The organism is Propionivibrio sp., from assembly GCF_017995515.1.
Lineage (GTDB): Bacteria > Pseudomonadota > Gammaproteobacteria > Burkholderiales > Rhodocyclaceae > Propionivibrio.
Genome location: NZ_JAGOIT010000061.1, coordinates 1 through 20750 on the forward strand (window position 1 = coordinate 1; position 20750 = coordinate 20750).

Annotated in this window: 13 protein-coding genes; 6 read left to right on the forward strand and 7 right to left on the reverse strand. The window is 63.1% G+C overall.

Going from position 1 to position 20750, the window contains the following annotated elements:
* The first annotated feature begins 34 nt into the window (after window positions 1–34).
* The 3 genes from KBA32_RS11070 (at window position 35) to KBA32_RS11080 (ending at window position 1899) form a co-directional block, all read left to right on the forward strand.
* Entirely contained in the window at window positions 35–583 is a 549-nt protein-coding gene (locus tag KBA32_RS11070) for a winged helix-turn-helix domain-containing protein (RefSeq protein WP_367113775.1), read from the forward strand.
* An 84-nt stretch (window positions 584–667) separates the two neighbouring features.
* Entirely contained in the window at window positions 668–1036 is a 369-nt protein-coding gene (locus tag KBA32_RS11075; RefSeq protein WP_294358886.1) for an arsenate reductase, read from the forward strand.
* Window positions 1036–1899, forward strand: a complete 864-nt coding sequence (locus KBA32_RS11080; RefSeq protein WP_294358889.1) for an Hsp33 family molecular chaperone HslO — start codon at window positions 1036–1038, stop codon at window positions 1897–1899. Before KBA32_RS11075 ends, KBA32_RS11080 begins: the two co-directional genes overlap by 1 nt.
* Window positions 1900–2705: 806 nt before the next feature.
* Here the strand turns inward: KBA32_RS11080 and KBA32_RS11085 are convergent.
* A complete protein-coding gene (locus KBA32_RS11085) occupies window positions 2706–3401 on the reverse strand; it encodes a DUF599 domain-containing protein (RefSeq protein WP_294358893.1) in 696 nt (231 codons plus the stop codon).
* A gap of 494 nt (window positions 3402–3895) precedes the next feature.
* On the opposite strand from KBA32_RS11085, the gene KBA32_RS11090 reads away from it, so the two are divergent.
* Window positions 3896–4519, forward strand: coding sequence for a DUF2238 domain-containing protein (locus KBA32_RS11090; protein WP_294358896.1), 624 nt, complete (start codon window positions 3896–3898; stop codon window positions 4517–4519).
* Between the two features lie 6 nt (window positions 4520–4525).
* Here KBA32_RS11090 and KBA32_RS11095 read toward each other — a convergent pair whose 3' ends face one another.
* From KBA32_RS11095 to KBA32_RS11120, 6 genes are all read right to left on the reverse strand, one after another.
* Window positions 4526–5956, reverse strand: coding sequence for an FAD-binding oxidoreductase (locus KBA32_RS11095; protein WP_294358899.1), 1431 nt, complete (start codon window positions 5954–5956; stop codon window positions 4526–4528).
* 14 nt (window positions 5957–5970) lie between these two features.
* Window positions 5971–7302 (reverse strand): 30S ribosomal protein S12 methylthiotransferase RimO, encoded by a 1332-nt coding sequence (gene rimO, locus KBA32_RS11100; RefSeq protein ID WP_294358901.1) that lies wholly within the window; start codon window positions 7300–7302, stop codon window positions 5971–5973.
* Window positions 7303–7578: 276 nt separating this feature from the next.
* Window positions 7579–12903, reverse strand: coding sequence for a PAS domain S-box protein (locus tag KBA32_RS11105; protein WP_294358902.1), 5325 nt, complete (start codon window positions 12901–12903; stop codon window positions 7579–7581).
* A complete protein-coding gene (locus KBA32_RS11110) occupies window positions 12900–13898 on the reverse strand; it encodes an ABC transporter substrate-binding protein (RefSeq protein ID WP_294358905.1) in 999 nt (332 codons plus the stop codon). Before KBA32_RS11110 ends, KBA32_RS11105 begins: the two co-directional genes overlap by 4 nt.
* Before the next feature lie 413 nt (window positions 13899–14311).
* A complete protein-coding gene (locus KBA32_RS11115) occupies window positions 14312–15637 on the reverse strand; it encodes a response regulator (RefSeq protein ID WP_294358909.1) in 1326 nt (441 codons plus the stop codon).
* Window positions 15638–15652: 15 nt separating this feature from the next.
* Window positions 15653–16243 (reverse strand): response regulator, encoded by a 591-nt coding sequence (locus tag KBA32_RS11120; protein WP_294358911.1) that lies wholly within the window; start codon window positions 16241–16243, stop codon window positions 15653–15655.
* Window positions 16244–16371: 128 nt separating this feature from the next.
* On the opposite strand from KBA32_RS11120, the gene KBA32_RS11125 reads away from it, so the two are divergent.
* Window positions 16372–17511: an ABC transporter substrate-binding protein gene (locus tag KBA32_RS11125; RefSeq protein ID WP_294358914.1), complete on the forward strand. Its 1140-nt coding sequence runs from the start codon at window positions 16372–16374 to the stop codon at window positions 17509–17511.
* Window positions 17512–17519: 8 nt separating this feature from the next.
* On the forward strand, window positions 17520–20384 hold the full coding sequence (locus tag KBA32_RS11130) for a response regulator (RefSeq protein WP_294358918.1): 2865 nt from the start codon (window positions 17520–17522) through the stop codon (window positions 20382–20384).
* The last annotated feature ends 366 nt before the right edge of the window (window positions 20385–20750 follow it).

The window sequence follows — 20750 nt, forward strand, 5'->3', positions numbered from 1 at the left end:
TGCGTACGCGTTACAGCAAGGGGGCGTGGTGGTCGTGCCTCCCCTCAGGGAACAGATCGCTGAACGACTGGGCAAGCCGGTTGCGCTATCGACGATCTATCGGATGCTGGCGCGCAATGGCTGGCGCAAGCCGGCGCCTGACACGGCCCATCCCCAGGGAAATCCTTCGGCGCGTGAGGACTGGAAAAAAACTCCAGGGGAATCTGGATCAGATCGTGGCGAGCTGGAACAACGACCGGCCGCTGCGGCTGATGTTCCAGGACGAGGCGCGTTTCGGACGCATCCCGGACACACGCTACTGTTGGTGCCGTCGCCCAGTTCGACCGCTCGTCAATGCCATGGTAACGCAGCAATATACCGACGCCTATGGCGCCGTCACGGCAATCGCTTACCCGCCAGGGCAAACCGCTCTCCTACTCGACAGTCAGAACGCTTTGGTTGCGGGCAACGACCTCAGCCGACATTCCTGACGCTAGAATGCACGACCTTCGACCGAAGGCCAGGACGGATGCCGAGGCGCAAGGACTGGACTCGAAGAAGCTGCTCGGACACACCAGCGAGCAGTCACACAAACGCTATTTGAGATCGAAGGAAATCCCGATTGCCATACCTGCCACGCGAAGAAAAGCTAAATAGTTTTAGACAAAAAGCGGAGTTTTAGACAAAAATGACCCCCAAACTCAGTAAACAGGCCTGTCGCATCTACGGCATCAAGAACTGCGACACGATGAAGAAGGCGTTGGCCTGGCTGGCCGCCAACGGCATCGCCTGCGAATTTGTCGATTACAAGAAGGCCGGTGTGGCGGCGGAGCATCTGCCCGACTGGAACCGCCGCGCGGGCTGGAAGGTACTGCTCAACACGCGTGGGCTGATGTGGAAAAAGCTCTCGGACGCGGAACGTGCCGACGTCGACGAGGCCAAAGCCTTGACGCTGATGACCAATTACCCGGCGCTGATCAAGCGGCCGGTGCTCGATACCGGTGCGAAGCTGATCGTCGGCTTCGCTCCTGAAAACTACGCTGCGGAATTCAAGTGATGAACAACTACGTGCAACGCTTTCTGTTTGAAGACCTCGACATCCGGGGCGCGGTCGTTCGCCTGGACTCGGTGTGGCAAAGCCTGCTGGTCAATCGCAATTATCCGGCGCCTGTCGTCGAACTCCTGGGCCAGATGAGCGTGACCACCCTGCTTCTCGCCGACAATTTGAAACATCCGGGTCGATTGACCATCCAGCTGCGCGGCGAAGGGCCGGTATCCCTGCTTGTGATCGACTGCAGCGAATCGCTCAACCTCCGCTGCATGGCACAACACGGCGAGAAGATCGCTGCCGCGTCGCTCGTCAATCTGCTCGGTAAAGGGCAAATGCTCTTGTCGCTCGACATGGCGTCGATGAAGGAGCCGTACCAGAGCGTCGTGCCGCTCACCGGCAATACCATCGCCGAGGTTTTCGAACACTATCTGCAGCAATCGGAACAACTGTCGTCGCGCTTTTTCCTGGCGGCGACGGCGGAAGGCGCGGCGGGACTTTTCATTCAGAAGATGCCGTCGACCGATGCGCGCGATCCCGACGGCTGGGCGCGCGTCGAGGCGCTGGCGGCGACGGCGAAGCCCGAGGAACTGCTCGACCTCCCGGCCGAGGAACTGCTGACGCGCCTCTTCCACGAGGAGACCGTGCGCGTATTCGACGAACAACGGGTGACCAACAACAGCCCGGAAGATCGCGTGAAGGTCGGCAACATGCTGCGCTCGCTCGGGCGCGAGGATGTCTATGCGGTAGTCAAGGAACGCGGCGTCATCGTCATTCGCGACGACCTCGCCAATCACGAGTACCGTTTTGACAAGGCCGACATCGACGAGTTGTTCAGCAACGTGCCGGAAACGCCGACTTCGGTGCACTGATCACGTTTCTCCGAGGAAGGGTGCCGATGAGCCCCCCTCTTGCTTTTGCGCTCAGCGTCTGTGAGAAAACTCGAAATCCACCGCAGAGGCACGGAGGCGCAGAGGTAACGCAGAGGAGGAACGCCGTTTCCAAGGGCTTTCTCTGCGAAAACTCTGCGTCTCTGTGACTCTGTGGTAGGTGTTTCGGCATTTACTCACAAACTCTCAGACAAAACGGCGCGCCACAGCCGTGAATAGTGCGTCCCGGATTGCCTGAAGATCGCCGTCCCCGAAACCGGCAATCATCGTTTTGTCCATCCATCGGCTTGCCAAGCCAACAACTCACCCACAAAATGGCCACTTCGCCGAACGCCCCACATCGGTCGTTCAGATGACAACGGTTGGGACCGGGTGCCATACGTCGCGTTGCGGCGCAGACAAGACTGCCATATGGGTAAAGCAGCAAACAACTCGGTAAGAAAAGAGATCTTCAGAAGCAGCATGCTCTTCTCATGCTCGATCCTGATCGTCTTCAGCGTCATTCTCGCGAATGTTCTTTACCGCTACGCCGCAAAACGCAACGGCAGGAACAGGGTAATGGCGGCCTGAACTTGCGGCCTGCTTTTGCGGCCTGTGCTTTTGCGGCCTGATTACCCCGCCCGACACGATCCCGCTCAGAGTCTGTGAAAAAACTCAAAGCCCACCGCAGAGGCACGGAGGCGCAGAGGAAACGCAGAGAAAAAACGCCGTTGCCAGAGGTTTTCTCCGCGAAAACTCTGCGTCTCTGCGTCTCTGTGGTGGGTGTTTCGGCATTTATTCACAACCTCTCAGTCCTCGGCGAACTCGCTGAGCGCCTTGAACACCGGCGAGGCGAACTCGCGGCGCGCCATGACGAAGACGATCAGGAAAGTCGAGAGGATGAAGAGCCAGGCCGAGACCATCCAGGCCATGACCGCCATGCCGAAGTAGTACGCGCGCAGGCCGCGATTGAAGTCGTTGCCGGCGCAGGAATTGACGGCGGCGAACTTGCGCGCGTGCTTCTCCATTTCCGCGTCGGTGCCGACCAGCGGCACGGCGCCGAGCGCGATCGTCAAGAGGTTGAACTGGCGCAGCGACCAGGTGAACTTGAAGTAGGCGATCACGAAGACGCCGATCAGGATCAACAGTTTGAGTTCCATCGCTTCGCGCGAGAGCACGCGGGCGAACGGGAGGTCGGACGCGGTGCTCATCAGCTGGTCGATCGCGCCCAGCGCGGCGAACAGCGCGGCGATGATGTAGATCGTGGTGTTGGCGTAGAAGGAGAGGCTGGGCAGCAGGTTGGCGATCATCGCCGCGTCGCTGACGCGCGGGTCGCGCTTGAGCATGACGTAGGCCCACTTGAGGCGCAGCTTGTTGGTTTCCTCACGCAGCCGCTTGGTGCGGAACCAGCCGTGCTCGACCACCTGTTCGTAACCGATCCAGCTCGCCACGAACAAGGCGAGCCCGATCCAGTCGAGCCAGCTGAACTTCGTCAAAAAGCTCATCAAATTCATAGACATTCCCATTCAACAATCCGCAAAATCGATTGGTCCTGAAAACCTCACCGCAAAGGCGCGAGGGCGCAAAGATCGCAAAGGAAACAACGGGGGAGATCGTACTGGATCATTCACCCTGGGGGTTACTACGAAAGATACGCGCTGTTCGCGTAGCGCTTTGATTTCCTTTGCGAACCTTTGCGATCTTTGCGGTGAAGAACCGGGTTTTTCAGGTTGATACGACGGTGGACGCGCGCTCCGCATTTTTGGCCTATTGATCCGGCACGAGGAAGTCTCGACTTCCCGTCCCAACTTCCGTTCGGGCTGAGCCTGTCGAAGCCCGCCCTCCCTTCGACAAGCTCAGGGCGAACGGACTTCAAACATTCCCTCACCGTATCCATAACGCTCCGGCACCACGCTGCGCCGTGTTCTTCTGGTTGGACGGCATCGCGGCACCGGGTGGGATAATACCCCTTCCGGCAACGGCACAAAGGCCCTTTCCCATGACCGACCCACGCACCCGAACGCTTTCCGTTTTCGCCGCATTGTTGCTCGGCATCCTCGTCTATTCCGGCCTCGCACCGTATGACCGGATGACCTGGGCGCTGGAAGTTTTCCCCGCCGCCGTCGCGCTCGTGCTCATGGTCGCCACCTACCGCCGCTTTCCGCTGACCACGCTGCTCTACGTGTGCATCTTCGTGCATTGCCTGGTCCTGATCCTGGGCGGCGTCTATACCTACGCACGCGTGCCGCTCGGCTTCCAGATCGCCGACCTGTTGCATCTCACGCGCAATCCGTACGACAAGATCGGCCACTTCTTCCAGGGCTTCGTCCCCGCCCTCGTCACGCGCGAGATCCTGATTCGCGGCGCGTTCGTCAATGGCCGGAGGATGCGCGACTTCCTGATCACCTGTGTCGTGCTGGCGATCAGCGCCTTCTACGAGCTGATCGAATGGTGGGTCGCCGTGCTCGCCGGCCAGGGCGCCGACGAGTTCCTCGGCACGCAGGGCTACGCGTGGGATACGCAGTCGGACATGCTGCTGGCGCTGATCGGGGCGGTTGTCGCGCTGGCGTTCTTCTCGTCCTGGCACGACCGCCAGTTGGCGAGGCTCAACGCGCGCGGATAAACACGCTCAGAGCACCTTGCCCGGATTCATCAATCCCTGCGGGTCGAAGGTGCGCTTGATCGAGCGCATCATCTCCATTTCCAGCGCGTCCTTGTAGCGCAGCATCTCCTGCCGCTTCAGCTGGCCGATGCCGTGCTCGGCGCTGATGCTGCCGCCGAGTTCATGCGCGAGGTCGTGCACGATCGCGTTGACCTCAGGCTGCGATGATATGAACGCCGCGTTCTCGCCGGCTTCCGGCTTCGACTGGTTGTAGTGCAGATTGCCGTCGCCGAGGTGGCCGAAGGTGACAATGCGGATGCCGGGGAACGCCTCCTGGAGCGCGCGATCCGTGCGTTCGACGAACTCCGCAATCTTCGAAACCGGCACCGAGATGTCGTGCTTGATGCTGATGCCTTCGATCTTCTGCGCCTCGCTGATCGTCTCGCGCAACGCCCACAGGCGTTTGGCCTGATCGCCGCTCTGCGCGATGACGCCGTCGGTGATCGCCTCGCTCTCCAGCGCGTTGCCGAGAAACTCCTCGAGCGCGCCGCGCAGCGTCGCGTCGTCGCCACCGCCCGAAAGCTCGACGAGCAGATACCACGGACTCTCGGCGAGCGGCGCTTGCGCACCGGGAATGTGCCGCAGCACGAAACCGAGCGAGACGTGCGACACCAGTTCGCACGCGGTCAGCGTCGCACCGAAGGTCGCTTGCAGATCGCCGAGCAGGCGCACCGCGGCGCGCGGCGAATCGACCGACAGCCAGGCGATCGCCGTCGCGGCGGGCAGCGGAAAGAGCTTCAGCACCGCCGCCGTGATGATGCCGAGCGTGCCCTCGGCGCCAATGAACAGCTGCTTGAGGTCGTAGCCGGTGTTGTCCTTGAGCAGGCCGCGCAGGCCGTGCCACACCTCACCGCTCGGCAGCACGACTTCGAGCCCGAGCGTCAGCTCGCGCATGTTGCCGTAGCGCATCACATGCACGCCGCCGGCGTTGGTCGAGAGGTTGCCGCCGATCTGGCAGCTCCCCTCGGCGGCGAGCGAGAGCGGAAAGAGGCGGTTATGCTCGACCGCCTTCTCCTGGATCGTCTGCAGCACGCAGCCGGCTTCGACGGTGATCGTGCTATTGACCGGATCGACGGCCCGGATGCGGTTCATGCGCGACAGGCTGATCAGGACGGCGGTGCCGCTCGCGTCCGGGATGCTCGCACCGCAATGGCTCGTGTTTCCGCCCTGCGGCACCATCGGCACGCCGTGCTGCGCGCAGAACCGGACGATGGCCGAAACCTCCCCGGTCGTCGCGGGACGCACCACACAAGCCGCCGCGCCACGATAGCGGCCGCGCCAGTCGATGAGATACGGTGCCGTGTCGTCGGCGGCAGTCAGCACATTCCCGGCGCCAACGATGGCGCCGAGTTGCTCAATCAGATTCGAGGGATTCAGGGGATTACTCCGGGCGTGCAAGCGTGCAGGTCTGGCTATGGGTTCTCGGCGGTTTCTGCGATTTCGGCGTAAAGGTCGTGCTCATCCGCATCGACCACCTTCACACGCAGGAAGTCGCCCGGCTCGGCGTCGAAGAATTCGTCGATGAAAACAAGGCCGTCGATCTCCGGCGCGTCCGACGCCGAGCGCGCGATGGTGCCTTCGTCATCAACCGCGTCGACCAGCACTTCGATCTCGCGCCCGATCCTGGCGGCAAGCAGCTCGGCGGAGATGTCTTCCTGCACGTCCATCAGGCGGCGCCGGCGCTCTTCGCGCACCTCATCGGGCACGGCGCCCGGCAGTTCGTTGGCGGCGGCGCCTTCGACCGGCGAGTAGGCAAAGCAGCCGACGCGGTCGAGCCGCGCTTCTTCGATGAACTCGAGCAGTTCCTCGAACTCGGCCTCGGTCTCGCCCGGGAAGCCGGTGATGAAGGTGCTGCGGATGGTAATGTCGGGGCAGATCTCGCGCCAGGCGCGGATGCGCTCCAGGTTGTTCTCGGCGCTCGCCGGCCGCTTCATCGCCTTGAGGATGCGCGCATTCGAGTGCTGGAACGGCACGTCGAGGTACGGCAGGATCTTGCCCTCGGCCATCAGCGGGACGAGGTCATCGACGCTCGGGTACGGATAGACGTAGTGCAGGCGCACCCAGATGCCGAATTCGGCCAGCGCCTCGCACAATTCCTTCAGGCGCGTCTTGACCGGACGCCCGCCGAAGAAGCCGGTGCGGTATTTCACATCGACGCCGTAGGCGCTGGTGTCCTGCGAGATGACCAGCAGCTCACGCACGCCGGCTTCGGCGAGGTGCTTCGCTTCGGTGAGCACGTCGCCGATCGGCCGGCTGACGAGCGGACCGCGCAGTGACGGGATGATGCAGAAGGTGCAGCTGTGGTTGCAGCCTTCGGAAATCTTGAGGTACGCAAAATGCTGCGGCGTCAGCTTGATGCCGGCCGGCGGCACGAGGCTGGTAAACGGGTCGTGCGGCTGCGGCAGATGCGCGTGCACGTGTTGCAGCACCTCGTCCGACGCGTGCGGCCCGGTGATCGCCAGCACGCGCGGGTGCGCCTCGCGGATGAGCGCCTCCTTCGCCCCCAGGCAACCGGTGACGATCACCTTGCCGTTTTCCGCCAGGGCCTCGCCGATCGCGTCGAGCGACTCCTCGACCGCCGCGTCGATGAAGCCGCAGGTGTTGACCACCACGAGGTCCGCCCCTTCGTACGACGGCGAGATGAGGTAGCCCTCGGCGCGCAGCTTGGTGACGATTTGCTCGGAATCGACCAAGGCTTTCGGGCAGCCTAGCGAGACGAGACCAATTTGTTTCGGTATGGACATGGCAGACGGGGACAATGAACGGCCGGAAAGTATACAGCCATCTGCGCCCTCGGGCCCGAAGGCGGGCGCACGAAGCGCAGAGCGATCATCCTGAAAACCTCACCGCAAAGGCGCGAAGGCGCAAAGATCGCAAAGGAAATAACAGGTTGATCGTACTTGACCATTCACCCTGTGGGTGGCGATGGAAGACAGGTGCCGTTCGCGTAGCGCCTTGATTTTCTTTGCGAACCTTTGCGATCTTTGCGCCTTTGCGGTGAAGAACCGAGTTTTTCAGGATCACTGTTTCGGCGCTTGCCAGCGGTTTTGCAGCAGAAGCAGCGCGCCGTCAAAGTCGAAATTATCGACCAGCGCGAGCAGTTGCCCGAAGAAGTCTTCGCCCAGGGCCGGACTGAGCAGCGCGGCGTTATGCTCAAGCGTCTCGTGGCTCAGGGGATCGGCGCGTTCGAGTTGGCGCAGCAGCGTCGCGCGCACTTCGCCCAGCGATATCCTCGCATGGTGCCGCGCCGGAGCATGGTGCGCTTTCTCCGGACTGCGCTCGCGGATCGCTGCGATCAGCGTCGCGAAACGCGGCGCGAGTTCGGCGAGCAAGGCCGACGCCTCATCCTGCCAGCCGGCATCGTGCGCCTTCGCCAGCGTTTCCAGTTGCCTGGCATCGCTGCTGACCCCGGCCGCGCCCAACTGCGCGGCAACGCCGCGCAGCGAGTGCGCCATCAGTTCGGCCGCTGCCCAGTCGGCCGCAGCGATGGCCTGCGCCATGCGCGAGGCGAAATCGGCGTTTCCTTCGGCGAACTTGCGCAGCAGGCGCGAATAGCGCGCCGAGTTACCCATCATGAAGCGCAGGCCGGCAGCGGCATCGAGCCCGTCGATCCCGCCGTACGCCTCGATCGCGGTGTCGGCCGACGCTTCGACGGACGGCGTGTCGGCCATCTCCCGCCGCACCGCCCTTGGCTCATGCACTTTCACCCACTGCAGCAATTTCGCCCGCAGCTCGGCGGGGTCGATCGGTTTGGCGATGTGATCGTTCATCCCGGCCTGCAGGCAGCGCTCGCGGTCACCCGCCAGGGCATTGGCCGTCATGGCGACGAGCGGCAAGTCGGCATGCTGCGGCTGCCCGCGGATGGCACGCGCAGCGCTCAGACCGTCCATGACCGGCATCTGCATGTCAAGGAAGACGATGTCGTAAGGCTGGCCGCCGGGGCGATTGGCAATCATCGCCAGCGCGACCTCACCGTTCTCGGCGATATCGACCTCAAGACCAAAGAGGCGCAGCAGACCGTAAGCGACGTCCTGATTGATCTCGTTGTCTTCGACGACAAGCGCGTGCGCGCCGGCGATGGCTTCCAGTTCGGCATCGGCAGCCGACTGATCGACGCGCCCGACCGTCTGCGCCTGTCCGTCGCCGAAAGTACGCATCAGCGCGTCGAACAGCATCGACGGTGAAACGGGCTTGGTCAGCAGCTCGACGATCCCCGCCGCATCTGCCGAGCGAATGACCTCATCACGCCCGTACGAGGTGACCATGATCAGGCGCGGCACGCGCCCGGCCATCGTCTTGGCGATTTCGCGCGCCGTCTCGATGCCGTCCATGACCGGCATCTTCCAGTCGAGGCAGATCGCGTCGTAGGGCGCCCCGACGCTCGCCGCGCGCAGCACTTCGGTCACCGCATCGTGGCCGGAGGCGACCGCAACGGCGATGAAGGTCATCGAATGCAGCATGGCGCAGATCGCCTCGCGCGCGTGCCGATTGTCGTCAACGACGAGGATGCGGCGACCGCGATAGCCGGTCGGCGGCAGCGGACGCTCCCCGCCCTCGGCACCGCGCGCCAGGGACACTTCGAGCCAGAAGACCGAGCCTTGACCAAGCGTGCTGTCGACGCCGACCGTGCCGCCCATCAACTCGGCCAGCTGCCTTGAGATGGCGAGGCCGAGACCGGTGCCGCCATACTTGCGCGTAGTCGAGGAGTCGCCCTGCTCGAAATTGGCGAACAGGCGCTCGCGCACATCGGGCTCGATGCCGATGCCGGTATCGCTGACCGCGAACCTGATCATGACGCCTTGCGCCGACTCGTCGACAACGCTGACGGCGATGGAAATCTCACCGGACTCGGTGAACTTGATCGCGTTGTTGGCGAAGTTGATGAGAATCTGCCCGATACGCAGCGGGTCGCCGACCAGAAACGTCGGCACGTTTTCGTCGACCTCGACGAGAAATTCCAGTCCCTTGTCCTCGGCCTTGCCGCCAACGACGCCAACGACGTTGGTCAGCACCTGCCCGAGGTCGAATTCGATGCGCTCGACGCCCATCTTGCCGGCTTCGATCTTCGACAGATCGAGGATGTCGTTGATAACGCCGAGAAGATGCTTGCCGGAGGCCTGGATCTTGGCCAGGTAGTCGCGCTGACGCGGCGAGAGTTCGGTCCCCATGGCCAGATGCGCCATGCCGAGAATGGCATTCATCGGCGTGCGGATCTCGTGGCTCATGTTGGCGAGAAATTCGGACTTGGTGCGCGCCGCAGCCTCGGCCAGCGCATGTGCCCGCCGCAGTTCGTCGACGGTGGCACGCTCGACCGTGATGTCTTCGAGCATGACGACGACGCCCTCGGCGAGATTGCCAGCGTCGATGGCGTGCGCCGACAGGCGCACCCAGAACGTGCTGCCGTCCTTGCGCCGGCACTGGCTTTCATTGATGTAGCTCTCGTTCTTGCGCAGCGTCGCGTAGAGCTCGTCACCGGCGGAGACCCATTCGTTGTTGTCGGCGTACAGGCATTCGGCCGACTGGCCGAGCAGTTCGCCCGACGCGTAGCCGGTCAATTCCTCAAGGCGACGGTTGCAGTGCTCGATGGCCCGATGACGGACAAGCATGATGCCGGCGCTCGCCGCCTCGAAGATCGCCCGTTGCCGCTCCATTGACTGGCGTAGCGCCTCGGCGGCCGCGCGCTCGTCGGAGATATCGTCGATGACGACGACCAGACCGTCGTCCACCCGCTCGGGATTGATCGCCCGGCTCGATACGCGGCACCACAGCCCCTGGCCATCCTTGCACCTGAAACGCATCTCGCGCAGGTCGATTTCGCCCCGCTGCATGCGTGGATAGACCTCGCGCCCCATGGCCTCGTAGGTCTCCTCGTCGAAGTACCAGACGCGCGTCGGTTGTCCCTGTTGCTCGCCGTGGGCGTAGCCGAGCATTTCCTCCAGGCGGTGGTTGCAGTGCACGATCGTGCGGTCGCGCAAGAGAACGATTCCCGTGCTCGCCGCATCGAACAGCGCGCTCAACTCCTTGAGGGCCGCGTCGAGTTCGCCTGTCCGGCGCTCGACGAGTTGTTCGAGGTGCGCCCGATGCTGTTCGAGTTCCTCAGCCATACGCTTCTTTTCGGAGATGTCTTCCTTGATCGCCAGGTAATGCGTAACCCGGCCGTCCGGCTGGCGAACCGGGGTGATGTTGGCCAGCTCCACGTACTCGCTGCCGTCCTTGCGCCGGTTGAACAGTTCGCCCTGCCAGGTCTCGCCCCGGACCAGGCACGCCCACATCGCATCGAAGGTCGCCTGCGGTGTTCGTCCCGACTGGAGGACGCGGGGATTGCGCCCGATCACCTCGTTTCGCGCGTAGCCGGTAACGCGCAGGAATGATGCATTCACGTACTCGATCTGCGCGTCGAGGTTGGCAATGACGATGCTCTCCGGACTCTGTTCGACGGCCAGGTACAGCTTGCGCAATTCCTCCTCGTACTGCTTGCGCACCGTGATGTTCTCCTTGACGGCGACGTAATGGGTGATGCGTCCGTCCGGCTGGCGCAGTGGCGTAATCACCGCCGATTCGATCTGCTCGGTGCCGTACCGCGTCTTGTTGATGAACTCGCCCTTCCATGGCTGGCCGCTCAGCAGCGTCCGCCACATCGCATCGTAGGTCGACTGTGGCGTATTGCCCGACTGCAGCAGACGTGGATTCTGGCCGATGACGCTCTCCCGCGCGTAACCGGTCGCCTGCGTGAATGCCGGGTTGACGTATTCGATGCGGCAGTCGAGGTCGGTGATGATCACCATAATCGGACTCTGCTCGACGACCAGCGACAACTTGTGCAACTCGGCCTGGGCGAGCCTCTCCGCGGTAATGTCGCGCCAGATGGAGACGAGGTAATCCTTGCCTCCCTGCTGCACCGGTCGCACGCTGACGCGCGCATCGATCAGGGTGCCGTCCTTGCGCCGATGCGTCGTTTCGAAGGTGGAGCCACCCGAGGCGACGATTTCCGCGGTAATCGCCTGAAGATCCGACGCGCTCATCTTCGCCTGGATGTCGTGCACTGTTTGCTCCAGGCGCTCTTCACGCGTGTAGCCGAGCAGCTCGCAAGCGGCCTCGTTGACCTCGATGAAGCGCAGCGTTCGGGCATCTGCCAGTTCGATGGCATCCGGCGCCTGGTCCAAGATGGCCTGGACCAACGCGCGTTTGTCCTCGGCCAGCGCCACCGCTTCGCGGCGCCCGATCACCCCGTTCAGGCGCCCGGCAATGGCGTCGATCAGGTCGATTTCTTCCTCCCGGAACGGCGCGCCAATGACGCCGCCGGGAAGCTGCGGATAGCAAACGCCAACGCGCGCCGCTTGCCCGTCGACGCCCGTGAAGCTGGCCCAAACCTGTACCCCGCTGGCTTCCCCGCCATAGCGGGCGTCACCGCATTCGATAACGCCCGAACACTGTTCCGGGAAGCGCACAGCCCCGGGAAGACGCTCCGCCACCGCGCGGAACATCTGCTCCGCATCGAGATCCTCGTTCCCGGTAATCCGGAACACGTCGTACAGACAGGACAACTCCTTCATGCGCTCGTGCAGATCGGCCTGGATTGCCAGGAGCGAAGCACGTTGCTCATCAAGCTCGGTCGCCATGGCGCCAAACGCGCCGCTCAGTTCGCGAACCTCCCCGAAACCTGACGTTTTACAGCTGAACTCACCGCCTTCTTGCAAAACATGGCTGGCCTCGGTCAATTGCCGCAGCGGACGCACGATGGCAAGAAACAACCAGAGCGCAAGCAAGACAGAAAAAGCCGCGAGCGTCCCGAGAATCGGCAGCTGATCGAGCAAATGCTGATGCTGATACTCGGCAAGCACGTCGCCATAATCGGTGCTGACAAATACCGCCCCGTGCTGTTGCGGTATCCCCGGCGCTGAAGAAGGAAAAACAAAGGGCACCAGGATATCGACATGGCTTGAAACGATGTCGCCAACCCGGCTGGCGGTGATCGATGACGTCGTTTTCGTAAAGCGTTCGGCATCGAGCTTCGGCAGGACTTTGCTGAAATGGCTCCCTTTCCAGCTGCTGTCGTGCGCCAGCACGACGCGCCCGGCCGGGTCGAGCACCACGACGGCCGAGGCATTCATTTCGATGGACGCGAACATCACCTGCTCTTCGAGCTGGCCGATGTGATCGTCCAGATTGACCTCGGCGATCCGCGCAAGACGTGAAGCCTGCCGCGACACCTGCCCGCTGGCCTGCGCAAAAACATCTTCCCGGTCATGCGTCGCCATCGTGAAGCGAAGCGCCCACAACAGCGCCGCGAAAGCAACGAACACGACCAGCGGCACGAAGAGCAGAATCGAAATGCGCCTTTTCATCGCTCGCCCTCCTTCCTGGAGGCAGGAAAGTAATCGCCATTGACGAGACCGTTCAGGTCATCGCTGCCGGACAGCAGGCCGGCGCCCCGCATGGCCTCGCCGATCAGCCGCGCCTTTTCCAGCAATACGGGTTGGGCGCCGGCGAGCAGCAGGCGGTTTTTTTCCAGATCGGGAAGAATCAGGCCGTCGTAGGCTGACGCCACCGCCACCGCTTCCGACCGGCGCCGCGCGCCGATCAGTCTGGCCGCGTCGTCCGGCGCATCCGCCAGGAAGGCCAGCGTCCGGAAGTGTGCCGCCAGCAGGTGGCGCAGCGCGTCGCCGCCGCCCGCGCTCAGGCTTTCGTTACGCACCGCGAGCACATCGACGATCGTGTCGGGCATCTGGCGGCTGTCGAACAGGCGATGCGCGCCGGCCGCCACCAGTTCATCGGCAAACGGCGCGTAGGTCACCGCCGCATCGATTTCGCCTTTCCGCCAGGCCGGCCTCTGATCGCCGATCGGCAGGTGCACCGTCGTGACGTCCGCACGGCGCAAGCCCGCCGCCGCCAGCGCCGTATCGAGCAGCAGCGGCGCGTAGGTGCCCTGCTCGATGGCGACGCGCTTCCCCTTCAATTCCGCCAACGAACCGATTTCCGGCCGGGCCAGCAGCATGTCCGCCCCGGCAGAGATGTTGAAGACCAGCACGATGGTCAGCGCGATGCCCTGACTGCGCAGCATCAGTACTTCGTCGAGCGTCAGCGCCGCCGCATCGGCGACACCGGTGGCCAGCGCATGAATGCTGCTGGCGTTGGAAGGCACCTCGCCAAGCCGGATCTGTTCGGGGTCGAGCCAGCCCTGATGCCGCGCCAGGAAGAGGGGCTCATAGCCGGGCCAGGCACCGGCGGTGACGACCAGTTTCCGCTTCGGCGCCGCACAGCCGGAGACGTTGGCGACGACGCCCCCCGCGGTCAGCGCGCCAAGGTATTTGAGCCAATCCCGCCGCGAGATCGTCGTCATCGTCTTTCCTGCTCCCTTTTACGATTCGATTCAAATTTGAACCTGAAAAACTCAAGGAATCGCTGATTTATTACAGATTCGTCATTCCCTTATTGATCCGGCACGAAGAAGTCTCGATTTCCGTTCGGGCTGAGCCTGTCGAAGCCCGCCCTCCCTTCGACAGGCTCAGCCCGAACGGACTTCAAACATGACCTCGCCGTATCAATAATTCTTCACTGCACAAAGACGCGAAGGTTCGCAAAGAAAATCAAAGCGTTACGCGAGCAGCACCTGTCTTTCATCTTGACCCACAGGGTGAATGGTCAAGTACGACCCACCTGTTGTCTCCTTTGCGATCTTTGCGCCTTCGCGCCTTTGCGCCTTTGCGGTGAGGTTTTCAGGTTCAACGAACCGGACCCCGGCCTGGCATGGTTTCAGGATAGTGCCGCGCAGCGGGTTTGCACAGCCGCAGCCTCGGCAGAGACAGCTTCTCCAGTTTCCGGGCGCGAGATGGGCAGCACGACACGGAAGGTGGTGCCCTTGCCCACCACGCTGTCCACCTCGATCTGCCCGCCGTGCCGATGCACGATGCCGTACGAGAGCGACAACCCGAGACCGGTGCCCATGCCCACCGGCTTGGTCGTGAAGAACGGTTCGAATATCCGCGACAACACCGCGGGCGCGATGCCGCAGCCGGTATCGGAAATCTCGACACAGGCCTTCGCCCCTTCACGGCGGGTACGCACGCTGATGGTGCCCCGCCCGCTCTCGGCCATCGCCTGCGCGGCGTTGACGAGAAGGTTGAGGAAGACCTGATTGAGCTGTGACGGGACGCACTCGACCTCGGGCAGCGCCGCATAGTCCTTCACCACGACGGCCTTGTACTTGATTTCGTTGGTCGCGATGTTGAGCGCCGAATCGAGACACTCGTGGAGATCGGCAAACATCCGCTCTTCGTTCACATCGGCGTGGGCAAAGCACTTCAGATCCTGGACGATCCGGCACACGCGCGAGAGGCCTTCGAGCGATTCGTCGATCAGGATCGGCGCATCGTCGCGCAGGTAATCGAGTTCGAGGTCGCGGCGCAGCTGCTGCAGCTTCGCGTCGACCGCGGAATCGATCTTCATTTCGCCACACGCCGCTTCATAGGCACGCAGCATGCGCAGGAGATCCTTGACGTAGCCCTTGAGCGCGCCGAGGTTGGCATTGACGAAGCCGACCGGGTTGTTGATCTCGTGCGCCACACCCGCCGCCAGCTGACCGATCGCCGCCAGCTTCTCCGAATGCAGCAGTTGACCGCGCAACTCGCCGACCTGCTGATTGGCGTCTTCCAGCTCGCTGGTCCGGTGGGCGACCTCATCGGCCAGGCGATCCTGATATTTCTTCAGCCTGAGCAGATTATTGATGCGCGCCAGCAACTCCGCACGCGCGACCGGCTTGGTCAGGAATTCCTCGGCGCCGTGGGTGAGGGCGGTGAGGCGCGAATCGCTGTCACCCAGGGCGGTGAGCATGATGATCGGGACGCCGGCGGTGCGCTCCTCCGACTTGAGGATCTCGGCCACGTCGAAGCCGCTGATGCCGGGCATCATCACGTCGAGCAGGATAAGGTCGGGCAGGCGCCGGTCAATGAGTTCGAGCGCCGCTTCGCCGCTTTCCGCCGTCACCAGCGCGTAACCTTCGCTGGCCAACTGGGCGACCATGACGTTACGGTTGTTCGCCTCGTCATCCACCACCAGGATCGTCGCCTTGCTGCCCGTCATGATCTATGCCCCGAATCAACCCAGCGTCTTGCGTTGCAGGCTCCAGCCGTTGTAGTAGGCGCGGATGACCGCGAGCAGATCGGGAATCTGCACCGGCTTGTGGAACAGCACCACGCCTTCCGGCAAACCGCCCTTCTCCTGTATCGCCTCGTCGCTCATCGCCGTGACCACGATCACCTGCATCGGTTTGATCAGCGGACTGGTCGTCAAGGTGGAGAGCAGATGAAAACCATCAACCCCCGGCATCATCAAATCCGTGACCAGAATCTGCGGCTGCCGCTCGCCCATCTTGATCAGCCCCTCCACGCCATTGTAGGCGGTGCGTACGCTGATTTCACCGGAGACCCCGGCCACCTTGGCCTGCAGTATCTGGCGCTGGATGCGCTCGTCCTCGACGATCAGCACGTCGAAATTCTGCGAACCGCCACCGCACTCCTTCTCACGCGCACGCAGTTCGGCATTGACCGATTCGCGCAGGATGCGCCGGTGCCCGCCGGGCGTTTTCCACGCACGCAGCCGGCCATGCTCTACCCACAGCTGGGCGGTACGAACGCAGATTCCCAAGGCTTCCGCAGCTTCGCGCGTCGAACAAGATTGATCATCCATGGCAACTCTATAAATCCGGTAAATTATCTTTTTTTTCAAATATAGCGTTTTTCGCGCTAAAATCAAGTGCGCTAGCAATTTTACGAGCTAACCGCCGGATCCCAAAGAAAATACCGAAAGGAGTCCAGATGACACGACCACGCGCTTACCTCGCCGCAGCCGCCGCCCTGCTTGCCACCACACTGCTTGCTGGTTGCGGGCAGCAGGCGCCGCTGAAGATCGGTTTCATCGGTGGCCTTTCCGACCGCAACTCCGACAACGGCCAGTCGGGACTCAACGGCGTCACCCTGGCCATCGAACAATTCAACCGCAACGGCGGGGTCGACGGCCGACTCGTCGAACTCGTCGCGCGCGACGATGCGCAGAAGCGCGAGACGGCGGAAAAGTCGGCCCAGGAGCTGGTCGACGCCAAGGTCGAGGCGGTGATCGGCCCGTTTACCAGCGGCATGGCCGAAGCGATCGTTCCGATCACCGGCAAGGCCGGCATCTTCCAGGTCAGTCCGACGATTACGTCGATGGCTTTCCACGGCAAGGACGACAACCTCTTCCGTATCAACCGCACGACGCGTGACAACGCGCAGGACTACGCCAAGGTGATGACCGGGCTGGGCCAGCGCAACATCGCCGTCGCCTACGACACGCGCAACCGCAATTTCACCGAATCGTGGCTGAACGAGTTCCGGACCGCGATCGCCGCCGAACATGCCGCCATCGCCGTTGCCGTTCCCTACGAATCGGCAACGGATACCGACTTTGCGCAGGTCGTCGGACAAATGCTTGCGGCGAAACCAGACAGCCTGTTCTTCATTTCCGGTGCGCTCGACGTCGCGCGTTTCGCCCAGGCCGCGCGCACGCAGGCGCCCAAGCTGCCGATCGGTGCCGCCGAATGGGCGGCGACCGAGCAGTTGATCGAGCTCGGCGGCGAATTCGTCGAGGGGCTGCTGATCGTGCAGAACTTCGACCGCGACGATCAGTCACCACGTTACCGCGACTTCGCCGAAGCCTACTTCAAGCGCTTCCAGCGGCCGCCGGGCTACAGTACGGTCTCGGCGCACGACGCGGCGACCGTCGTGCTTGACGCGCTGAAGCAACGCAAGCGCGGCGAAACGCTCAAGGACGCCGCACTCCGCGCCGGACCGTATCAAGGGCTGCAGCAGGAAATCGTCTTCGACGCGAATGGCGACACGCGGCGTCGAGTCTATTTCCGGGTCATCCGCCGGGGCAGCTACGCCGAGCCGGATCAGGTGGAAAAGACCGCCGCGCGCTAGGTCCTGCCATGCATTCCACGGCGAATCCGGCAACGCCGAAGCAACGGCGGGCGTGGTGGACTCATTCGCTGCGCGCCCGCCTGGTCGCCCTGAGTCTTGCCCCCTTCGTGATCGCCTTTCCGCTGATCATGGCCGTGGTCATCGCCGTGGGCGGCTCAAGCTTCGATCGCGCGCTGGCCTCGAACGCGCTCGGCAAGGTGGAAGGCGTACGCACCTATCTCGACCAGATCAAGGCAGGTTCGCTCGACACCCTCAAGCAGCACGCCACCTCTGAACGCCTGACGCGGGTGCTCGCGGCTTACACCAACACGAAGACGCACGACAAGGAACTGACTGACGCGCTCGCCGCGCTGGCGCGTGAAAACGAGTTCGACTTCCTCCTGATCGCCGACAGCAAAGGCAGGATCATCGCCGCCAGCAGCGGCAATGAAGCCGGTCGCCCGGTCCCGGAAACCTTCGTGACTCGACAGGCTTTTACGGGCGTCGCCACCGTCGAATACGAGGCATTGACCGACGCGCAACTCGGCGCCGTTTCACCGGCGCTCGCCGAGCGCGCGCGCATCGCCCTGGAGGACGGCAGCCAGACCCGCGAGACGCGCGCCCTGTTCATCAACTTCGCCGTACATTTCCCGCTCTCCTCGCGCCACCCGGACGCCATTCTCTTCGGCGGCATCCTCATCAACCGCAATGCCGGGCTGATCGACCACATCCGCGACATCGTCTTTCCGGTCAATCCGCAGATCGGCAGCGTTGCCGGATCGACCTCCATCTTCCTCGACGACATTCGCGTCGCGACCAACATCACCTTCGCCGACGGCATTCGCGCGCTGGGCACGCGCGCCAGCCCGGAGGTCACCGCCGAAGTGCTGCACGGCGGCAAGACCTGGGCGCGCCGCGCCGAGGTGCTCGACAGCTGGCAGATCTCCGGCTACGAAGCGATCCGTGACGGCGAGGGGCGACAACTCGGGATGATCTACGCCGGCTTCCCCGAGGCCCCGTACACGCGCGAAAAGTGGATTCTGCTCGGCAGCATCGCCGCGCTGCTCTCGCTGTCGATGCTGGCGCTGACCTCACTGCATCTTTGGAGCTCGCAGAACCTCACCGCGCGCCTCGCGCGCATCTCGGGCGCCATGACGGCGTTGCGCCAGGGCGACCGCTCGGTGCGCGTCGGCAAGGATCGGCAGGATGACGAAATCGGACAGCTGGCGCGGCACTTCGACGAACTGATCGTCACGCTTGCCACGCAGGAAGAGGCGCAGCGCGAGTCGGAAGCCCGGGTTGCCGCCGAAGCGTCGCGCCGGCGCGCGCTGTTCGAGCACATGCACGACGGCGTCGTGGTGCTCAACGAAGACGGCAGCGTCTTCGAGGCGAACAGCAGGTTCGCCGAAATGCTCGGCTACACGAGCGAAGAACTCCGCCAGCTGCATATCGCCGACTGGGAGGCCAAGTACTCGCGCGAACAACTGCTCGAGATGGTCAGAAACGTGTCGGTCGAAGGCCAGTCCTTCCTGACCGTGCAGCGGCGCAAGGACGGCAGCGTCTACGACGCCGAGATCAGCGCCACGCGCATCGAATGGGGTGGCCGCAACTACGTGTTGTGCACCGCGCGCGACATCACCGAGCGCCTGCGCCTGGCCGCCGAACTCGAACAGCACCGCGACCGCTTGCAGGAGCTGGTCGAGGCGCGTACCCGCGACCTTGCCGCCGCGCTTGAGGAAGCAAAGAGCGCCAACCGCGCGAAGAGCGACTTCCTCGCCAACATGAGCCACGAAATCCGCACGCCGATGAACGGCATCCTCGGCATGACCGAAGTGCTGCTCGACTCGCCGCTGACCGACGAACAGCGCGAGTACCTGGGTATCGTCAAGATCTCCGGCGACAATCTCCTGACCATCATCAACGACATTCTCGACTTCTCGAAGATCGAGGCCGGACGGCTGGAAATCGAGCGCATCGCCTTCGACCCGCGCAAGACCCTGACATCGATCGTCGCATCGCAGCAAGGTCAGGCAACGGCCAAGTTGCTGTCGCTGGATCTGAACTTCGATGCCTCCGTGCCGCCTGCCGTGTGCGGCGACCCGGTGCGTTTCGGCCAAGTCGTCACCAACCTGCTCGGCAATGCGGTCAAGTTTACGGAGCAGGGCGGCGTCAGCATCCGCATGACCAACCTCGATCCGCCCGACGCGGCCGACGTGCGCCTCGAGGTTGCCGTGAGCGACACCGGCATCGGCATTCCTGCGGTCAAGCTCGAACACATCTTCAAAGCCTTCGCGCAGTCCGACAGCTCGGTCACCCGTCAATTCGGCGGCACCGGCCTCGGGCTGACCATCTCGCGCGAACTGGCCGCACGCATGGGCGGCACCTTGCGCGCCGAAAGCGAACCAGGCAAGGGCAGCACCTTCCGCTTCGTCTTCCCGTGCGCCGTCGCAGCGCTGGAAGCCGAAGCCCCCGGCCGCCCGTCGTTGCGCGCCAGCCCGACGACAAACGCTACCCGCCGCATCCTCGTCGTCGAGGACAACCGGATCAATCAACGGCTGATGGTCGCCATCCTGAAGAAGCTCGGCCACCACGTCGCCCTCGCGAGTTCCGGCCGCGAGGCGCTTGAATACGTCGCCGCCCAGACCTTCGACCTCGTGCTGATGGACATCCAGATGCCGGAAATGGACGGCGTCGAAACAACGCAAAAGATTCGCGAACGCGAAGCGCAGGACGGACGGCACCTGCCGATCATCGCCGTCACCGCACACGCGATGGCCGGCGACCGCGAGCGTTACCTGGCTACCGGCATGGACGATTACCTGACCAAGCCGATCAAGCGCAACGAATTGATCGCCGCCCTCGATCGCCATGCGCCGACACCGACAATGCGTTAGGAATGGCCGTGCGCTTCGGCGGAAAGCCACCTTCGCGCAGCAAGCTGCGCTCCTGGCCCCCACCCCTCGTGGCCGGTAGCTGCCGACCTTCGTGCAACGTTCCACCAGAGCTCCGCAAAATATCGCTTGAACTTCCCTACGTCTTTGTTATCATATTTGTCATCTTTATCGTTTTAATCGCCAACGCATCGCACTACGTCAATCCGGGCGGTCACGGGCATTACGCGAAAAACCCGGCCATGTTACTTTCGTCATACGCACGACAGAGCGTACGAGAGACGACAGGTCATCACGGAGAAATTCAATGGCGGTATCTGTCCTGGTGGTCGACGACTCGCCCATCGCCCGAAAAATGCTGATCAAGGC